Consider the following 15,781-nt stretch of genomic DNA (forward strand, 5'->3'; position numbering starts at 1 on the left):
GTAATTATTCAAAGCACCTGAATTTAGGTGCTTTTTTGTACCTAAAGATTATCGTATATTGTCTCAGCATAAACATTCAAATATGTTTAATAGCCTCTGTCCTCTCTTTCAACTTTGGATAAAAGTATGACCAAACAATTTGCTGTCATTGGGAATCCGATTGAACAATCCCGCTCACCAGAATTGCATCATGCTTTTGCAGCAAAAACAGGCGTTGATTTGAATTATAAAAAAATTCTTGCTCCGCTAGATGGTTTTGAAAGCACAACAAAAGATTTTTTTGCTCATGATGGCATTGGAATGAATGTAACTGTGCCGTTTAAAGAGCAGGCATTTGCTTTATGTGATCAACTGACTGAACGTGCCAAAATTGCCAAAGCTGTGAACACCTTGTGGATGCAAGATGGCAAACTGTTTGGAGATAATACCGATGGTCAGGGTTTAGTTGCCGCCATTCAAGCCTTAGGTTGGGACCTTAAAAATAGTCGCATTTTAATCTTAGGTGCTGGTGGTGCAACACGTGGTGTCATTTATCCTTTAGTACAAGCAGGTGCAAAGCAGATTGTCATTGCCAATCGTACACTTGCTCGAGCTGAACAATTGGTCTCAGATTTAAAAGATGCCGTGCCGCAGGCGCAACTCTCAGCGCTTAGCTTGGAACAACTTGTTGGTGAATTTGATTTTGTCATCAATGCCACTTCTGCCAGCTTAACTGGTGATACTTTACAACTCCCTGAATGCTTGGTTTTTCACCATGCTTATGAAATGGCTTATGGCAAACCTTCGAGCTTTTTGGATCAAGCCCAAGAGCGCCAAGTTCCATCAACAGATGGTTTTGGTATGTTGGTGGGTCAAGCGATTGAAGCCTTCTCTATTTGGAATGGGGTCAAACCTGAATTAAAAGATTTCTTATAATCCACCTATAAATTAATAAACAAAAAAGAACCTGCATTGCGCAGGTTCTTTTCAAGTAATCGCCAATTATTTTGCCGTTAGCATTTTCTGGTAAACATCCTTAAAGATTTCATAATCAATGAATTCATTATGCTCAATCTTTAACGATTTAATACTCTTTTCAGATAACTGATTTTTACGAGCATCGACATATACTTGTCCCAAAATCGTTGCGGTTTGTGCTAATAGTGGTTTTTCCTCACTCGAAACTCCATTATCACGCTCAAATTGAACTTGATACTGTTGAGCAAATAGCTGCTGTGGCTGCTTATATTGAGCTTGTAGCTTTTTCCAAGCTTGACGATCTTTATCACCATGCATCGCATCATTTACAATACGATTAACAGCTTGTCCCAACTTGTCATCAAACTGATCATCTTGCTCAAGATGATGTTTCTTCTGTAATGCTTCAATGCTCTTCAACGCATTACCTTGTGGGTTATAGATGTCATCTGTGGCATACCAATAGGCATAAATAGCTGCAATTTCCTGCAATTCCTGACTTGTATAACGTTGTGCAATTTCTGCTTTATTTTCTATCAGCTTGGCAATAAATACTGCTTTAAATGTTTGCTCATAACTGTGTGTAGCATCATATCGCTGTTCTGCAATGATTTTGAGTTGATCTTCTAAAGATAACGTATAAGGTTCAGCTGAACGCTCTTGAATGCCTGTCTGTCCCAATTTCTCTGAGAAACTGCCGATTGCTTGTTCCAACATTGAGCCTTTACTTGCTTCAGCCCATGTTTTCGCTCGTTTCAATTGAGCCTGATCAATTGGCGTTGCTTGGCCATAATTGGAAATCAACATATCTGCTTTAAGATTAAAACGAGACTTCAGTTCAGGGAGTGCATAATTCAAATCATAATCAATTTTAACTGCTCGCCCTTGTGCATCTAAACCAATATCCATGGTAAATGGATTACGTTTGTCTTGAGGAGGCAATGCTTTTTCAATCTCAGCCTGATGCTTAATCCATAGAGCTTTAAATGCCTGATCATCAATAAATTGATTTTCATCATATACAGCAAATTCTTTTTCTACGCTTTGTAATTTTTCAACATAAGATAGAAAACCTGATTCGGCTTTTTTCGCATTAAAAACATCAATATCGTAAATACTTTCACAATACTGTGCGTCTCCATAAGCAGCCTGTTGAGCATTCTGAAGCGCTGTACATTGGGCCTCTGTTAAACCTTGCTCATCTTCTGAGGAAGAAGCTGCATCTGCGGCAGCATCAGCTGATTCTAAATCATCAGCAACTATCCCAGCTTCTTTGGCAGCATCCATCGCTTGCTGCGCTGCATCGGATACCTTTGGATCAGCTTCCTCTTCAACACCAAAGTGCTGATTCACTAAACGATATAATTGCTGACTGACGACACTTGCATCATCTGCGGAATCTTTACTCGCTAATATGGATGCCGCTGCATCAGGCTTGGTTTTGCTTACAGCATTGGTTTCATCAGCAATCAGCTTTTCTAAGTTTTGTTCTTTAATATTTAAAATGCTTTGCATTAAATATTTTTCATTCACTTTGCTGTACAAATTCGCTTGTAAAATTAATTCTTCAATCGATGTTTTTAAGCGAATTTTTTCGACTACTCCTAAATTTCGATCAGCAGCGGAGACAGACAATGCTTGAATGTTATTTTGATCAGCCAAACGGTAATAAATAGCACTTGAAGCTTTCACATACTCTGCAAATTTTTTGTAATCCACTTGCTTAAACATTGCCTGATATTTTGAAAAATCCAAACAAGCTAAATTATTTTGATTTTCTTTGTTCACCAAATACGGCATCAAAGCAAAGTAATTGATATAAAACTTATAATTATTTAAATCTAGAACCATCGGCACTTTTGCTTGAACTAACAAGGTTGGTTTTTCATAACGTGCTGTCAGATTAAACGACCCCATTTTCTGACGATAGTGGACTGAGCCATCATATTCAAATTGCATATCATTCAATATATTGGTCATGATCTGAGCAAATTTATCAGCTTTAGAACCACCAGAACTTTTGGGCTGTTGTGCCAAGGCATTATAGAGTGCCTGCTTTTGTTTGCTGTTTAAATTAACCTTTTGTTCTTGTAAATATTGATCCACTTTTTGTTTGAGTGCTGCATCTAAGGTTGCCTTTTCTGACGAGGTGTTTGATTTATTTTGATCTAGGTCGAGATGAACTTTAAATTTACCACGATAATCGTAACTCGGATATTCATACATCGCATTGATGCTGTTAATGGCTTTCTGTTCAAGGTTTGCAGTAGCAGAATTGGTTTTAATGACATGCTGGGAACATGCAGAAAGACTAAACCCCAATACACATAAAGTTAAATATTTTAAACGCATAGTTTTACCAAATACCCTTATATCATTATATTTACAACTGTAAATTTAATCATTTTCATATTTAAAATGAGTTTCAAACAGCAACAAAAAGTTGACTTTTGCACGCCTCTCTCATCTGATTAATTCGCTTTTCTGACAGTCTTTTCCATAGTGTTTATCAATGTATTTTTATCACCATTGTGAATAATCAAAGTATCGAAACAGATAATCCAAAATGATTCAAATACAGGATTAAGATTATGCCAGCTTATAAAGCGCCTCTCCGCGATATTCGTTTCTTAATGAACGAAATGTTAGATTATCCAGCACATTACCAAACTTTGACAAGTGGTCAAAATGCGGATGCTGAAACCGTTGATATGATTCTTGAAGGTGCGGCAGATTACTGCGAAAACGTACTTTCTCCACTGAACCAATCGGGTGATGAAGAAGGCTGTACCTTTAACAACGGCGAAGTCACCACACCTAAAGGCTTCAAGGAAGCTTATGACCAATTCGTCATGGGTGGCTGGCAAGGTCTTTCTTATCCAGAAGAGTTTGGTGGTCAAGGCCTGCCAATGTCTTTAAACCTCATCAAGTCTGAAATGATGGGTACTGCAAACTGGTCATTCACCATGTACCCTGGTTTAAGTACAGGTTGTATGAACACCATCATCCAGTTCGGTACAGATGAGCAAAAAGCGACTTATATGCCTAAACTGGTTGAAGGTACTTGGTCAGGCACAATGTGCTTAACGGAACCTCAATGTGGTACAGACTTAGGTCAAGTTAAAACTAAAGCTGAACCTGCTGCTGATGGTACTTATAAAATCTCTGGTACTAAAATCTTCATCTCTGCGGGTGAGCATGATTTAACTGAAAACATTATCCACATCGTACTTGCGCGTCTTCCAGACGCACCTGCTGGTACCCGTGGTATTTCTTTATTTATCGTGCCTAAGTTCATCCCAACTGCTGACGGCGGTGTAGGTGAGCGTAATACCGTATCTTGTGGTTCAATCGAACACAAAATGGGTATCCGTGCTTCAGCAACTGCGGTATTGAACTTCGATAACGCAACTGGTTACCTCATCGGTGAAATCAACAAAGGTTTACATGCAATGTTTACCTTCATGAACACTGCACGTATCGGTACAGCGGTTCAAGGTATTGCTCACGCTGAACTTTCTTTCCAAGGTGCATTACCTTATGCGAAAGATCGTATGTCTATGCGTGCCCTTTCTGGTAAGAAAGAGCCTGAGCGTGTTGCTGATGCAATCATTCACCACGCAGACGTTCGCCGCATGCTTTTAACTCAAAAAGCTGTAGCTGAAGGTGGTCGTGCAATGATTTATCACGCTGCCAAACTTGCAGATAAAATGGCTGATGCGCTGGCAAGTGGTGATCAAGCTGCTTATGAAGCTGCCGATGACAAACTTGGTTTCTATACTCCAATTCTTAAAGGTTTCTTGACTGAATTAGGTTTGGAAGCTGCAAACCATGGTATCCAAGTATATGGTGGTCATGGTTTCATCAAAGAATGGGGCATGGAACAAATCGCACGTGATGCACGTATCTCAACATTGTATGAAGGTACAACGGGTGTTCAAGCACTTGACTTATTAGGTCGTAAAGTTCTTTTAAGCTCAAAAGGTAAAGTTGTTCGTGACTATACTGCTGAAATCTTAAAATTCTGTGCTGCACATGCTCGCAACAAGTATTTACGTCGCTTCGCTTGGGACTTAACTAAGGTTTGCGCTCAATGGAACACATTAACTGTTCGCATCATGCTTGCAGCACGTAAAGACCGTGACATCGTATCTTCTGCTTCTGCTGATTTCTTGATGTTCTCTGGCTACGTGATGATGGCTTACTTCTGGGCTCAGCAGGCAGTGATTGCTTCTGAAAAACTGGAAGCAGGCAACGGTGCTGAAACGCCTGAATTCTATAAAGCAAAAATCAAGGTTGCTGACTTCTACTTTGACCGTTTATTGCCACGTGCACAAGGTCACGCAGAATCAATGGTAACGACTTCACGTACTTTGACTTCACTTGCTCCAGAACACTTCAGCTTCGATTACTAATCGGAACTGACAAAAAAGAGCGCTTGATGCGCTCTTTTTTATACTCATTTTTCTATTCCGCCTTTTCAAACACATAGGCTTTTTTAGGAAATGGATATTCCTTAAAGAACTTACGGTTGCGGCCCTGATCCCCATTCCAGATTTTATCCAGATCCATCACAAGATTCTGGTCCTGATTGATCCGATAATATAAATTCACATCCACCGCATCACAGCGCACAACGATCTCTTGTTCTGTGGGCTCAACATGCCATTGCACCTGCTTACAGGTTCGCTCTATTTTGGCCATATTGCGCGATGGATCTGAACCCAAACGCCCGAAACTGGTATTGGTCCAATAAACTGAACCATCTTCTAATAAATTTAAGATATATTCCGCTTCTTTTTCATCTTTGACACAACCAGCAAATGCATCAGTACAAGGAATACGCGCATGATAGCGCCCAACATATTGCATATCTTGTTGAGTCGGTTGCGTCATATGTTGAGAAGCAACATGAGGAACTGTTGCTTGTCCAGCAACCTCAGTCAGTGACATTCCTTCACTTGCACTCGTTCGTGCTTGCTCAGCATCTAACATGACTGGAATAGAACTTTCATCACTAGTTGGCTGCGCTTGGTTTGATGTTTTCATTGAATCTGGATGATAGCTATCACAAGCACTCAAGCCTAAACTAAATAAAAATCCTACACTAACATGCTGTAAGAAGAACCTGAACTGCATATCCACAAATCTCTAATATCAACATCGTTGTCACACTTTTTTCAAAAACATCCGATGGTTCTGCAAAATATAGGAAGCATTTGAATATTCGTCTATTCCCTCAAATGGGTAATTATGGCGGACGTAACTTGATGAAATAGCAAATTAACAAAGCAGTATGCTTTAAGTCGGTGCATTTTAGGTGATACCGTCGTTTTTTCCATCAGCCTTTTACACACCGTAACGATTCTCCCATCTGTTTAAACTTTAAAAAAACCAGTTCATCCCTATCTCATTATTAACAGCGGCTTATCATGAATGAAGCCTCATTCTGTTGCTGTATCAAATATTTTAGGAGAAAAATTAAATGACCAATTCTGGTTTATATCGCTCAAACCGACAAAGCATGATCGCTGGTGTAATGGGCGGTATTGCGGAACGTTTTGGTTGGAATGCAAATTTATTACGCTTGATCTTTGTAGTGATTTCACTCATGAGCGCAGCTTTCCCTGGTATTTTGGTTTACCTGATTTTGTGGTTAGTAATTCCAAAACAACAGCAAAGTCGCGTTGATTATGTACAAGGCTATAATCAGCCCGTAAAAACCGTTTATGAAGACCAAAGCATAAAACGTTAATTTCTTTGCCTCTTTTGGTCGCTACGGTTGAATTTCCCCCTAATACAACCGTAGCTTTTTTTATTCTGATTAAAGCTTTTGACGATTGAGTTGTTGTTGAAGCGCAGCGATCATATCCGCACGACTAATCATGCCAATCAAACGTTGATTTTCCACGACAGGAATATAATTAAAAGATTTTTCTACAAAATAAGGAATAAGATCTTGAATGGGTTGTAGCGGATCAACCGTTACTACGCGATGACTCATAATTTGATGGACATAGTGTTGCCATGAATTTCTTGGATCTGTTGCACCTTTAAACCACTCCACAACCTCATACAAAGCAAGTGTCCCGACCAAATTATGCTCTGAATTTACCACAGGCAAACTCATTAAATTTACCGCTTTGAATTTATCTAAGGCTTGCTGAATATCATCATCTTCATGTAGCTTAATCACATCACGACTCATAATATCTTGGCAAACAAATGAATGATTCAAACGCTCATTGGCATGCTCTTGTGCCTCTAAAATGATCTTTTCCAAATCATACTGACTAATATCTAATAATTCTGTGTGGTGTGCTAAAGCATGTTTAATATCTTTAGGTTGGATCGAAACTTTCTGAGTTGGTGTCGGGTCTTTGGAACGCTCATTGACATGCGCTGTAATCGGATAATGACGTCCAATCAAACGATTGAAAAAGACAGCAATCAACAAAAGTAAAATTGAGTTGAGTAATACGGGATATAAAATAAAGTGGAATCCTAAACGATGTACAGCATCACCGCCTAAAACCGCGGTAATCGCCACTGCACCGCTTGGAGGATGCAATGAATCAGTTGTCATCATCATAAAAATGGCTAACCCAACTGCGACACTAAAAGCAGAGGTTAAATCAGGTAATAACTGTGTGCATGTCACACCAATTAAACCCGCCAATATGTTGCCAACCACAACATTCCACGGTTGCGCTAAAGGACTATTCGGAACTGCAAAAAGCAGTACAGAAGAGGCACCCATCGGGGCGATATACCATGCATTCATACCGCCCAATACATACCAACTAATTAAAGAGGATATTGCTAAACCACAAAGCGCACCAAATCCTGAAAGTAAACGTTCTTTCAAAGGTAATACTTTGTAATTCGGTTTTAAGAAATTTAGCCAGTCTGATTGGGTTAAGCTCACAATGCACCTTGCTGGAATAGTGTTGTTTCATTGGTTGCAGCAGTATACGCCGACTCAAACTGAAGATGTATTTAAATTGCAGTTTTAAATAATAACGAAAACTGATCAAGGTTAATTTAAATACTCCTCCAATTGCTCCAATCGCTCTGCATATTTTTGCATGGGGCAAAACTCATACATCGGCGAACCGATATAAGCACCAGCATTACGGCACTCTTGATCGACAAAATTTTTCCAGAGCTGTTGTGATTTCATGATGTCCTGATAGCGTTCAAGCTGCTTGTATTCCTGACTCTGTTTTTTTATTTGATCCAATACCTGCACAATCTGCTTTGCATATAAAGTTTTGGTTCTGGTACTACAGATCTCCACCACAGCATTATTGATATTGCCCAGTTTTAGCTGTTCAATTATGTCATCGACACATTGGCTATAAGGATCTATCGCTTTATCTTGCGTTTTGGCAAATACAAAAGTACTCAAACAAGCCATAATCAGTACTGCTGTTCTTAAAACTAATTTCGTCATGAATGTGCTCTTTTGTTATGTTGGTATTTTTAAAATAATAATCAAAAAAATGCCTTAAACATATTTTTCATTCAAATATCGCCAATAACGTTTTGGCAAATATTGCACATGCAATTTCACATTCTGACGTTCTTTAATATTGATACTATTGAAATAATCTTTCCAAAGCTGATCATATAATTCTTCTTGTTCATCTAATTCTAATTGGAAGTTTTGACTCGCCCCATTTTCAATATTACGGTCAATCTGATGAGCATCTAAAGACACCTCATGAATCTCGTGTAAGTCATAATACAGTCCATATTTGCGTTGTTCGTCATAAATGAGCCAACGTTGATCTTGATAACGACGCTTAAAATGCGGCTGTATCAAAGGTAATACATTAAAATCAGGTCGAACTAAACTTAAAAATAAACCATCTGTGGTTTTCTTAAAACGCACAAAAGCTTCCATACGATGCTTTTCGCGCCCGACCTTTTTTGTCCATTGCGAAATCGCTAAAACACTGGGATGAGAGTAATTTTTTTCGACTGAATGTTGATGCCGAAAAACATAGATACAGTAATTAAATAAATGCTGATAGGCATCCAACGATTCCGACAAATAAGCAAAATAAAATTGTCTCAGAGATGAATGCGAAAGTTTCTGCTGTAAAGCTGACCAAACACGTGCTGCATGTTGCTCGTGATTTGGAATTTCAACCACTGTGGCAAATAAACCATGCTGTGCACCTTGATTTAAACACAGTTGCACGTGAAATTCTTTAAATTGAAAAGCACGAAATACGCAGTTGAGCAAACCGACCATAGAGCCATCAAAATAGTAATAAACCACACCATCACTGAGCATGTTTAGAATCCTAAACTCAGCTGAGGTGACAGTTGTTTCACGTACTTGGATGAACCCTGCGTTAATATTTGCTGACGAATATCAGTCGTAGAAAGTTCCTTTTGAAACCGTGGACTGTCTTCACAACGAATAAAAAACTGGGCACGTGAATACGCCACACCGAGTTGTTTCAGTAAATCAGTATGTATCTTGCCAAAACGACGCGCTTGCATGATTTTCTTGGCTGACTTTACGCCGATGCCTGGTACACGAAGGATCATGCGATAGTCAGCACGATTTAAATCCACTGGAAACTGCTCGGGATGACGCAACGCCCAACTCAGTTTGGGGTCTACGTCCAAATCTAAATGTGGGTGTTTTTCATTGACGATTTCATTGACTTCAAAACCATAAAAACGCATCAACCAATCACTTTGATAAAGCCGATTTTCCCTTAATAAAGGCGGCGCCGAACCGACCGCTGGTAAATAGTTATTTTCTGTGTTGATTGGAATATAGCCTGAGAAATACACCCGTTTCAGTTTAAATTCCTTGTAATGTCGATCTGCCATCACAAGTACGTCTTGATCAGTTTCCTGATGTGCGCCGACCACCATTTGCGTGGTCTGTCCTGCGGGCACATATTTCGGCACATGCTTAATAATTTGACGTTCATCTTTGAGTTGAATTAGTCGATCTCGAACCAATCCTAAGTCTTTTTGTACTTCTTGATGTGATTTTTCAGGGGCAAACGCTTTTAATCCGACCTCAGTTGGCATTTCCAGATTAATACTCATACGATCCGCATAAAGCCCTGCTTCATGAATCAGTTCAGGCGATGCTCCAGGAATAGTTTTGAGATGAATATAGCCATTAAAATTTTCTTCTAGACGTAGTTTTTTCACCACTTGAAGCATCCGTTCCATCGTATAGTCGGCGGATTTAAAAATACCTGAGCTAAGGAATAATCCCTCTATATAATTACGACGATAAAAATTAATGGTCAGATCAACCACCTCTTGTACCGTAAATGCAGCACGTTTCACATCATTAGAACGGCGCGACACACAATAAGCACAATCAAAAATACAGACATTACTGAACAAGATTTTCAGCAATGAAACACAGCGCCCATCTTCGGTATAGCTATGGCAAATCCCTGCCCGACTGGCATCGCCTAAACCTTTGTCTTTATTTTTACGGTCACTACCACTAGAGGAACAGGACACGTCATATTTGGCTGCATCGGCAAGAATTTGTAATTTTTCACGAATGCGATCAGACATAGCAAACACCTCAGTGACAACATCATTTCAAAGCTAACATTTCATGATTTGAAAATTAAGATTGAGAAAGATGTTATACGTCATGAGGTGACGTTTATGTGAATGGTCTCCGATTCAGGACTTTGCCAACTGGGAAAATATGTCGGCTATTGGGTCCGTTTTGAATTAACTCGAAAATTAAAAAAAAGCGTTTAAATAATTTATTATCAGAACTTGTCGCTGAAACGCTTGAATCCTTTGCACTGCACCCGAAAATCCTTATACTTAAGCACAATTTTTGTTTGATTCCAGTGGATGCACCATGAGTCGTGCTATATCGCATATTGATACATTTCAGGGCTTAATTCTTGCCCTACAAAACTATTGGGCGGAGCAAGGCTGCGTCGTATTACAACCATATGATATGGAAATGGGTGCAGGGACATTCCACACTGCAACTTTCTTACGCGCATTAGGTCCAGAAACTTGGAACGCGGCTTATGTTCAACCTTCACGCCGTCCGAAAGATGGTCGTTATGGTGAGAACCCAAACCGCTTACAACACTATTATCAGTTCCAAGTGGTACTTAAGCCGAATCCAGATAATATCCAACAACTTTATCTTGATTCATTAAAAGCAATCGGCATCGATACACTGACGCATGATATTCGCTTCGTAGAAGACAACTGGGAATCTCCAACACTGGGTGCTTGGGGCTTAGGTTGGGAAGTTTGGTTAAATGGTATGGAAGTGACTCAGTTCACTTACTTCCAGCAAGTCGGTGGTGTTGAATGCTACCCTGTTACTGGCGAAATTACTTACGGTTTAGAACGTCTTGCAATGTACCTTCAAGGTGTAGACTCAGTTTACGATCTTGTTTGGACCAAAGGTCAGTTCGGTACTGTGACTTATGGTGATGTATTCCATCAAAATGAAGTAGAACAATCGACCTATAACTTCGAATATGCGCCAGTCGATAAAATGTTTGAGTTATTCGATTTCTATGAAGCTGAAGCATCTCGTTTAATCGAAGCTGAACTACCACTCCCTGCTTACGAACAAGTCATTAAAGCATCGCATTGCTTTAACTTGTTGGATGCCCGTGGTGCGATTTCTGTAACTGAGCGTCAACGTTATATCTTACGTGTCCGTACTTTAGCACGTTCAATTGCACAAAGTTATGTGGCGGCCCGCGCGAAACTCGGTTTCCCAATGGCAGAACCACATTTGCGTGATGAAGTATTGGCTCAACTTAAAGCACAAGTTGAAGCAGAAGCAGCCCAAGCTGAAAAAGCGAAGGAGAATAAATAATGACAAAGCATACTGTTTTATTCGAACTTGGCTGTGAAGAACTCCCACCAAAAAGCTTAAAAACTTTACGTGATGCTTTAAAAGCTGAAACGGAAAAAGGCTTAAAAGATGCAGGCTTAAATTTTGCTGCTATAGAAGCGTATGCTGCACCTCGTCGTTTAGCACTCAAAATTGTTGATATTGATGCGGCTCAAGCAGACACACAAAAACGTTTTGACGGCCCTGCTGTTCAAGCCGCTTATGATGCAGAAGGCAAACCAACTAAAGCACTTGAAGGCTTTATGCGCGGTCAAGGCATTACGGTTGACCAACTTTCAACGTTCCAAGCAGGTAAAGTTGAAAAAGTTTGCTTCTTGAAAGATGTCAAAGGTCAAAGTCTTGATGTTTTACTACCACAAATTTTACAAACTGCATTAGACAACTTACCTATCGCAAAACGTATGCGTTCAGCAGCAAGCCGTACTGAATTCGTGCGTCCAGTAAAATGGGTGGTATTGCTAAAAGATGATCAAGTGGTTGAAGCAATCATTCAAGATCATAAAGCAGGTAATGTGACTTATGGTCACCGTTTCCATGCACCTGAAGCCGTGACTTTGGCGCATGCAAATGACTACCTTGCTGCTTTAGAAAAAGCTTATGTCGTTGCGAATTTTGAAAAGCGTCAAGCAACCATTCAAGATCAAGTGAAAAAGTTAGCTGATGAAGTTAATGCAACTGCGATTGTCCCAGCAGACTTACTTGATGAAGTCACCAGCTTGGTTGAATGGCCTGTTGCATTACGTGCAACTTTTGAAGAGCGTTATTTAGCTGTTCCGCAAGAAGCATTGATTACCACGATGCAGGACAATCAAAAGTATTTCTGTTTGATCAATGCTGAAGGTAAATTACAGCCTTACTTTATTACTATTTCAAATATTGAGTCTAAAGATCCGATTCAAATTATTGAAGGCAATGAAAAAGTTGTACGCCCTCGTTTGTCGGATGCAGAATTCTTCTTCCTACAAGACCAAAAGCAACCGCTTGCATCTCGTAAAGAAAAACTTGCCAATATGGTATTCCAAGCACAATTAGGTACGCTTTGGAACAAATCAGAACGTATTGCGAAATTAGCCGTTGCCTTGTCACCAATTACGGGTGCAAATGCAGCCGATGCGGAGAAAGCAGCGTTACTGGCTAAATGTGATTTGACCTCTGAACTTGTGGGTGAATTTCCTGAACTTCAAGGGATTGCAGGCACTTATTATGCTCGCCTTGAAGGTGAGAATCATGAAGTTGCTGAAGCTTTAGGTGAGCAATACTTACCTAAATTTGCGGGTGATGTATTGCCACAAACCAAGACAGGTACAACGATTGCACTTGCAGATCGTTTAGATACGCTGGTTGGTATTTTTGGTATTGGTCAAGCGCCAACAGGTTCTAAAGACCCATTTGCATTACGCCGTTCTGCTATCGGTATCTTACGTTTGATCATTGAAAATGAACTTGATGTGACGATTGAAGAACTGGTTAACTTTGCGCTTCAAGGTTATGGCGATGTGGTTAAAGATCATGACAAGACACGTGCGGATGCAGTGGCTTTCCTTGAAGGTCGTTACCGTGCCAAGTATGAAGACCAAGGCGTTGCGGTTGATGTGATTCAAGCCGTTCAAGCACTTGCACCAAAATCTCCACTTGATTTTGATAAGCGTGTGACTGCGGTCAATCATTTCCGTACATTACCAGAAGCGGCTGCATTAGCTGCGGCTAATAAGCGTGTTGCGAATATTCTTGCCAAAGAAGCAACGCCTGAAGGTGCTGTGGTTGAAGCGAATCTCGTTGAAGCTGCTGAAAAAGCGCTTTATGCAGAACTTCAAACATTGACACCAGTAGTTCAGCCTTTACTTGCTGCACGTAACTATACTGAAGCGTTGTCTAAGCTGGCTGCGCTTCGTGCACCGATTGATGCGTTCTTTGAGGGCGTAATGGTCATGGCAGAAGACGCTGAATTAAAAGCGAACCGTTTACGTTTATTGGCTCAGTTGCGTGATTTATTCACAGCGATTGCAGATGTAAGTGTGTTGCAGGGTTAGTATTTTCAACAAAAAATAATGAACAGTTGTATGAACTGTTCATTATTTAAAAAAATTTGATAATGAATTTGTTACTGAATAGACTTTCATATCTTCTGAATCTATGGCTAACCTTAAACACTGTTCAATATCTTCAGAATTTAGATCTATATCAAACTTATCAAAAAGATAAATACTTATTAACTCGCTAATATCATGCCCTCGAGAAAGTGACCATTTATTAGGAAATTTTAGATTAATATTTACAGCTTCTTGAAATAATTCATCGACTAAATTTTTATATTGAGAACAACCCCTAACAGCACTTTCAAAATCCTTTTCTAAAAACAAAAAACTCTTTCTATCAAAAAAATTTTCAATTTCAAATGAAAATAGTATAGTTGATGTTAAAGAAAGTGACTTTTTCTTTTTTAAATATTCATTAGCTGCACGATATTTACCAATTCTACGAGATTCAAGCTCTACATCATTTTTTAATTTATTAATCTCACTTTTATTTAATCCTAGTTCTCTCAAAAATCTAACTAGGGAATCTGAATTAACTAAAAAACCCTCCAAATCATTATAATAATGAACAAAAGTTTCATTACATACAGAATGAATAAAAAGATTTTTTGAAGTTATTATCGTTTGCGTTATATGATCATAATCATTATCAATAATATAGGCAATTTTCTTTATTTCTTTATAATATTGATTTTCAAAAAAAATCTCATGACTTTTTAGAACAAGAGGCTTGCCCAACATACCCAAATAATAATATTGCTCCTCATCATACCCTTTATTTTGGAGCATTTTCTTATCAGTTAACCCTTCAACGAATAAAAACTTATCAAAAGTTTTAGATCTATAGATACCATAAGCTTCATTCATTGAAGTTTCACTTGATTCTGCAATTTCCTTGAGTGTTTGAATATCACTCATGATTTTAACTCCGCAAGTTCTATAGTATTTTTCCAATTCCCATTAATTAAAATAAATGAGTGTGTAGCAACTATAACTTGAAAATTATTTGTTTTAGCAATTTCATCAATTAAATTTAACAATTTCTTCTGCCAAGCAGCATGTAATGATATCTCTGGCTCATCAATTAAAACCAAAGTATTAGCTACAGTATTAAATATTAAATTGCCTAATAAAATAATTAAATGTTGCTCTCCTGAAGATAAATCATCTATTTTAAAACTCTCTTTAGTATAAGCAACATCACCTCTAACACCTTTATTTTTCTTCTGTACAACAATTCCATCAGTTGGATGAAAATCGATAGACTTAAATTGAAATAAAGAATTAACAGCCTCTTTAAAAAGATGAATTCGTCTAGCTAAATCATCACAAAAATTAATTCTTTCAACAATATCTTCTAAATAAGAATTTAAAACTAGCAAAAATGAATCATTATCATAAATTTCTTCTTTTTTCAATCTTGAGATAATGCTTGATTTAAGCCCTAGATTTCCAAATAAATCATTTTTATTGTATATTTTATCAAATCTACTAATTTTTATCATTTTTTCACTTACATCATTAATATTTATACTTCGTTCCTTACTAAGTAAATCCATAACTCTTTCAGGAAATTTACTACCTTGATCCATAGAAATATGAAATTGAGTTCTAACAATATCATTTCTAAGTTCTAATATTTTTTCAGACAAATCAAGGACTGCACTACTACGCTCTTGATGAAATTCTTGCCCTTGCGCAACATTAATCAATCTATTAGTTTGTATAAAAACAACTTTTTCATTCTCTATAACTCGATGTAACCACTCTGTTTTATTATCTAATAAATCAGAGTTTTCAAAAATATAATGGGCGAATTCAAACATGAGGTGCGACAGTTTCAAAAGCCATATGATAATCAACAAGCTGAGCAAATTTCTCTAATGGT

The 15,781-nt window shown here is 38.4% G+C and carries 13 protein-coding genes; 5 read left to right on the top strand and 8 right to left on the bottom strand.

Features of this window, described 5'->3' with window-relative positions; all coding sequences use genetic code 11:
• Window positions 1-126 precede the first annotated feature (126 nt).
• Window positions 127-915: a shikimate dehydrogenase gene (gene aroE / locus CDG56_RS09930; RefSeq protein ID WP_087547761.1), complete on the top strand. Its 789-nt coding sequence runs from the start codon at window positions 127-129 to the stop codon at window positions 913-915.
• Window positions 916-981: 66 nt separating this feature from the next.
• Here aroE and CDG56_RS09935 read toward each other — a convergent pair whose 3' ends face one another.
• The gene (locus CDG56_RS09935; protein WP_087547762.1) at window positions 982-3,309 is read right to left on the bottom strand and encodes a hypothetical protein; all 2,328 of its coding nucleotides are present in this window, start codon (window positions 3,307-3,309) and stop codon (window positions 982-984) included.
• 239 nt (window positions 3,310-3,548) lie between these two features.
• On the opposite strand from CDG56_RS09935, the gene CDG56_RS09940 reads away from it, so the two are divergent.
• A complete protein-coding gene (locus CDG56_RS09940; protein WP_087544130.1) occupies window positions 3,549-5,372 on the top strand; it encodes an acyl-CoA dehydrogenase C-terminal domain-containing protein in 1,824 nt (607 codons plus the stop codon).
• A gap of 52 nt (window positions 5,373-5,424) precedes the next feature.
• Here the strand turns inward: CDG56_RS09940 and CDG56_RS09945 are convergent, their stop codons facing one another.
• Complete coding sequence (locus tag CDG56_RS09945) at window positions 5,425-6,096, bottom strand: hypothetical protein (RefSeq protein ID WP_087547763.1); 672 nt, start codon at window positions 6,094-6,096, stop codon at window positions 5,425-5,427.
• Window positions 6,097-6,442: 346 nt separating this feature from the next.
• Between CDG56_RS09945 and CDG56_RS09950 the strand changes: the two genes are divergently transcribed.
• Complete coding sequence (locus tag CDG56_RS09950; protein WP_005156379.1) at window positions 6,443-6,712, top strand: PspC domain-containing protein; 270 nt, start codon at window positions 6,443-6,445, stop codon at window positions 6,710-6,712.
• Between the two features lie 69 nt (window positions 6,713-6,781).
• Here CDG56_RS09950 and CDG56_RS09955 read toward each other — a convergent pair whose 3' ends face one another.
• From CDG56_RS09955 to CDG56_RS09970, 4 genes are all read right to left on the bottom strand, one after another.
• Window positions 6,782-7,885 carry an HPP family protein gene (locus CDG56_RS09955; protein ID WP_087547764.1) on the bottom strand — a complete coding sequence of 368 codons (1,104 nt, stop codon included), beginning with the start codon at window positions 7,883-7,885 and terminating at the stop codon, window positions 6,782-6,784.
• A gap of 111 nt (window positions 7,886-7,996) precedes the next feature.
• A complete protein-coding gene (locus tag CDG56_RS09960) occupies window positions 7,997-8,413 on the bottom strand; it encodes a lysozyme inhibitor LprI family protein (RefSeq protein WP_087547765.1) in 417 nt (138 codons plus the stop codon).
• Between the two features lie 54 nt (window positions 8,414-8,467).
• Complete coding sequence (locus CDG56_RS09965; RefSeq protein ID WP_087547766.1) at window positions 8,468-9,262, bottom strand: TIGR03915 family putative DNA repair protein; 795 nt, start codon at window positions 9,260-9,262, stop codon at window positions 8,468-8,470.
• A gap of 2 nt (window positions 9,263-9,264) precedes the next feature.
• Window positions 9,265-10,527, bottom strand: a complete 1,263-nt coding sequence (locus tag CDG56_RS09970) for a putative DNA modification/repair radical SAM protein (RefSeq protein WP_087547767.1) — start codon at window positions 10,525-10,527, stop codon at window positions 9,265-9,267.
• Window positions 10,528-10,828: 301 nt separating this feature from the next.
• Between CDG56_RS09970 and glyQ the strand changes: the two genes are divergently transcribed.
• The gene (gene glyQ, locus CDG56_RS09975; protein WP_004660270.1) at window positions 10,829-11,818 is read left to right on the top strand and encodes a glycine--tRNA ligase subunit alpha; all 990 of its coding nucleotides are present in this window, start codon (window positions 10,829-10,831) and stop codon (window positions 11,816-11,818) included.
• Window positions 11,818-13,887 carry a glycine--tRNA ligase subunit beta gene (glyS, locus tag CDG56_RS09980; RefSeq protein WP_087547768.1) on the top strand — a complete coding sequence of 690 codons (2,070 nt, stop codon included), beginning with the start codon at window positions 11,818-11,820 and terminating at the stop codon, window positions 13,885-13,887. Before glyQ ends, glyS begins: the two co-directional genes overlap by 1 nt.
• 42 nt (window positions 13,888-13,929) lie before the next feature.
• Here the strand turns inward: glyS and CDG56_RS09985 are convergent, their stop codons facing one another.
• Window positions 13,930-14,811, bottom strand: coding sequence for a hypothetical protein (locus tag CDG56_RS09985; RefSeq protein WP_087547769.1), 882 nt, complete (start codon window positions 14,809-14,811; stop codon window positions 13,930-13,932).
• Window positions 14,808-15,719, bottom strand: coding sequence for an AAA family ATPase (locus tag CDG56_RS09990; RefSeq protein ID WP_087547770.1), 912 nt, complete (start codon window positions 15,717-15,719; stop codon window positions 14,808-14,810). Before CDG56_RS09990 ends, CDG56_RS09985 begins: the two co-directional genes overlap by 4 nt.
• Between the last annotated feature and the right edge of the window lie 62 nt (window positions 15,720-15,781).

This window comes from Acinetobacter sp. WCHA39 (assembly GCF_002165385.1).
GTDB lineage: Bacteria > Pseudomonadota > Gammaproteobacteria > Pseudomonadales > Moraxellaceae > Acinetobacter.

Bases quoted from the DNA above. Each gene is read 5' to 3' on its own strand.
- glyQ (WP_004660270.1), top strand. From the start codon at position 10,829: ATGAGTCGTGCTATATCGCATATTGATACATTTCAGGGCTTAATTCTT.
- CDG56_RS09950 (WP_005156379.1), top strand. From the start codon at position 6,443: ATGACCAATTCTGGTTTATATCGCTCAAACCGACAAAGCATGATCGCT.
- CDG56_RS09970 (WP_087547767.1), bottom strand. From the start codon at position 10,527: ATGTCTGATCGCATTCGTGAAAAATTACAAATTCTTGCCGATGCAGCC.
- CDG56_RS09965 (WP_087547766.1), bottom strand. From the start codon at position 9,262: ATGCTCAGTGATGGTGTGGTTTATTACTATTTTGATGGCTCTATGGTC.
- glyS (WP_087547768.1), top strand. From the start codon at position 11,818: ATGACAAAGCATACTGTTTTATTCGAACTTGGCTGTGAAGAACTCCCA.
- CDG56_RS09985 (WP_087547769.1), bottom strand. From the start codon at position 14,811: ATGAGTGATATTCAAACACTCAAGGAAATTGCAGAATCAAGTGAAACT.
- CDG56_RS09940 (WP_087544130.1), top strand. From the start codon at position 3,549: ATGCCAGCTTATAAAGCGCCTCTCCGCGATATTCGTTTCTTAATGAAC.
- CDG56_RS09935 (WP_087547762.1), bottom strand. From the start codon at position 3,309: ATGCGTTTAAAATATTTAACTTTATGTGTATTGGGGTTTAGTCTTTCT.
- CDG56_RS09960 (WP_087547765.1), bottom strand. From the start codon at position 8,413: ATGACGAAATTAGTTTTAAGAACAGCAGTACTGATTATGGCTTGTTTG.
- CDG56_RS09990 (WP_087547770.1), bottom strand. From the start codon at position 15,719: ATGTTTGAATTCGCCCATTATATTTTTGAAAACTCTGATTTATTAGAT.
- CDG56_RS09945 (WP_087547763.1), bottom strand. From the start codon at position 6,096: ATGCAGTTCAGGTTCTTCTTACAGCATGTTAGTGTAGGATTTTTATTT.
- aroE (WP_087547761.1), top strand. From the start codon at position 127: ATGACCAAACAATTTGCTGTCATTGGGAATCCGATTGAACAATCCCGC.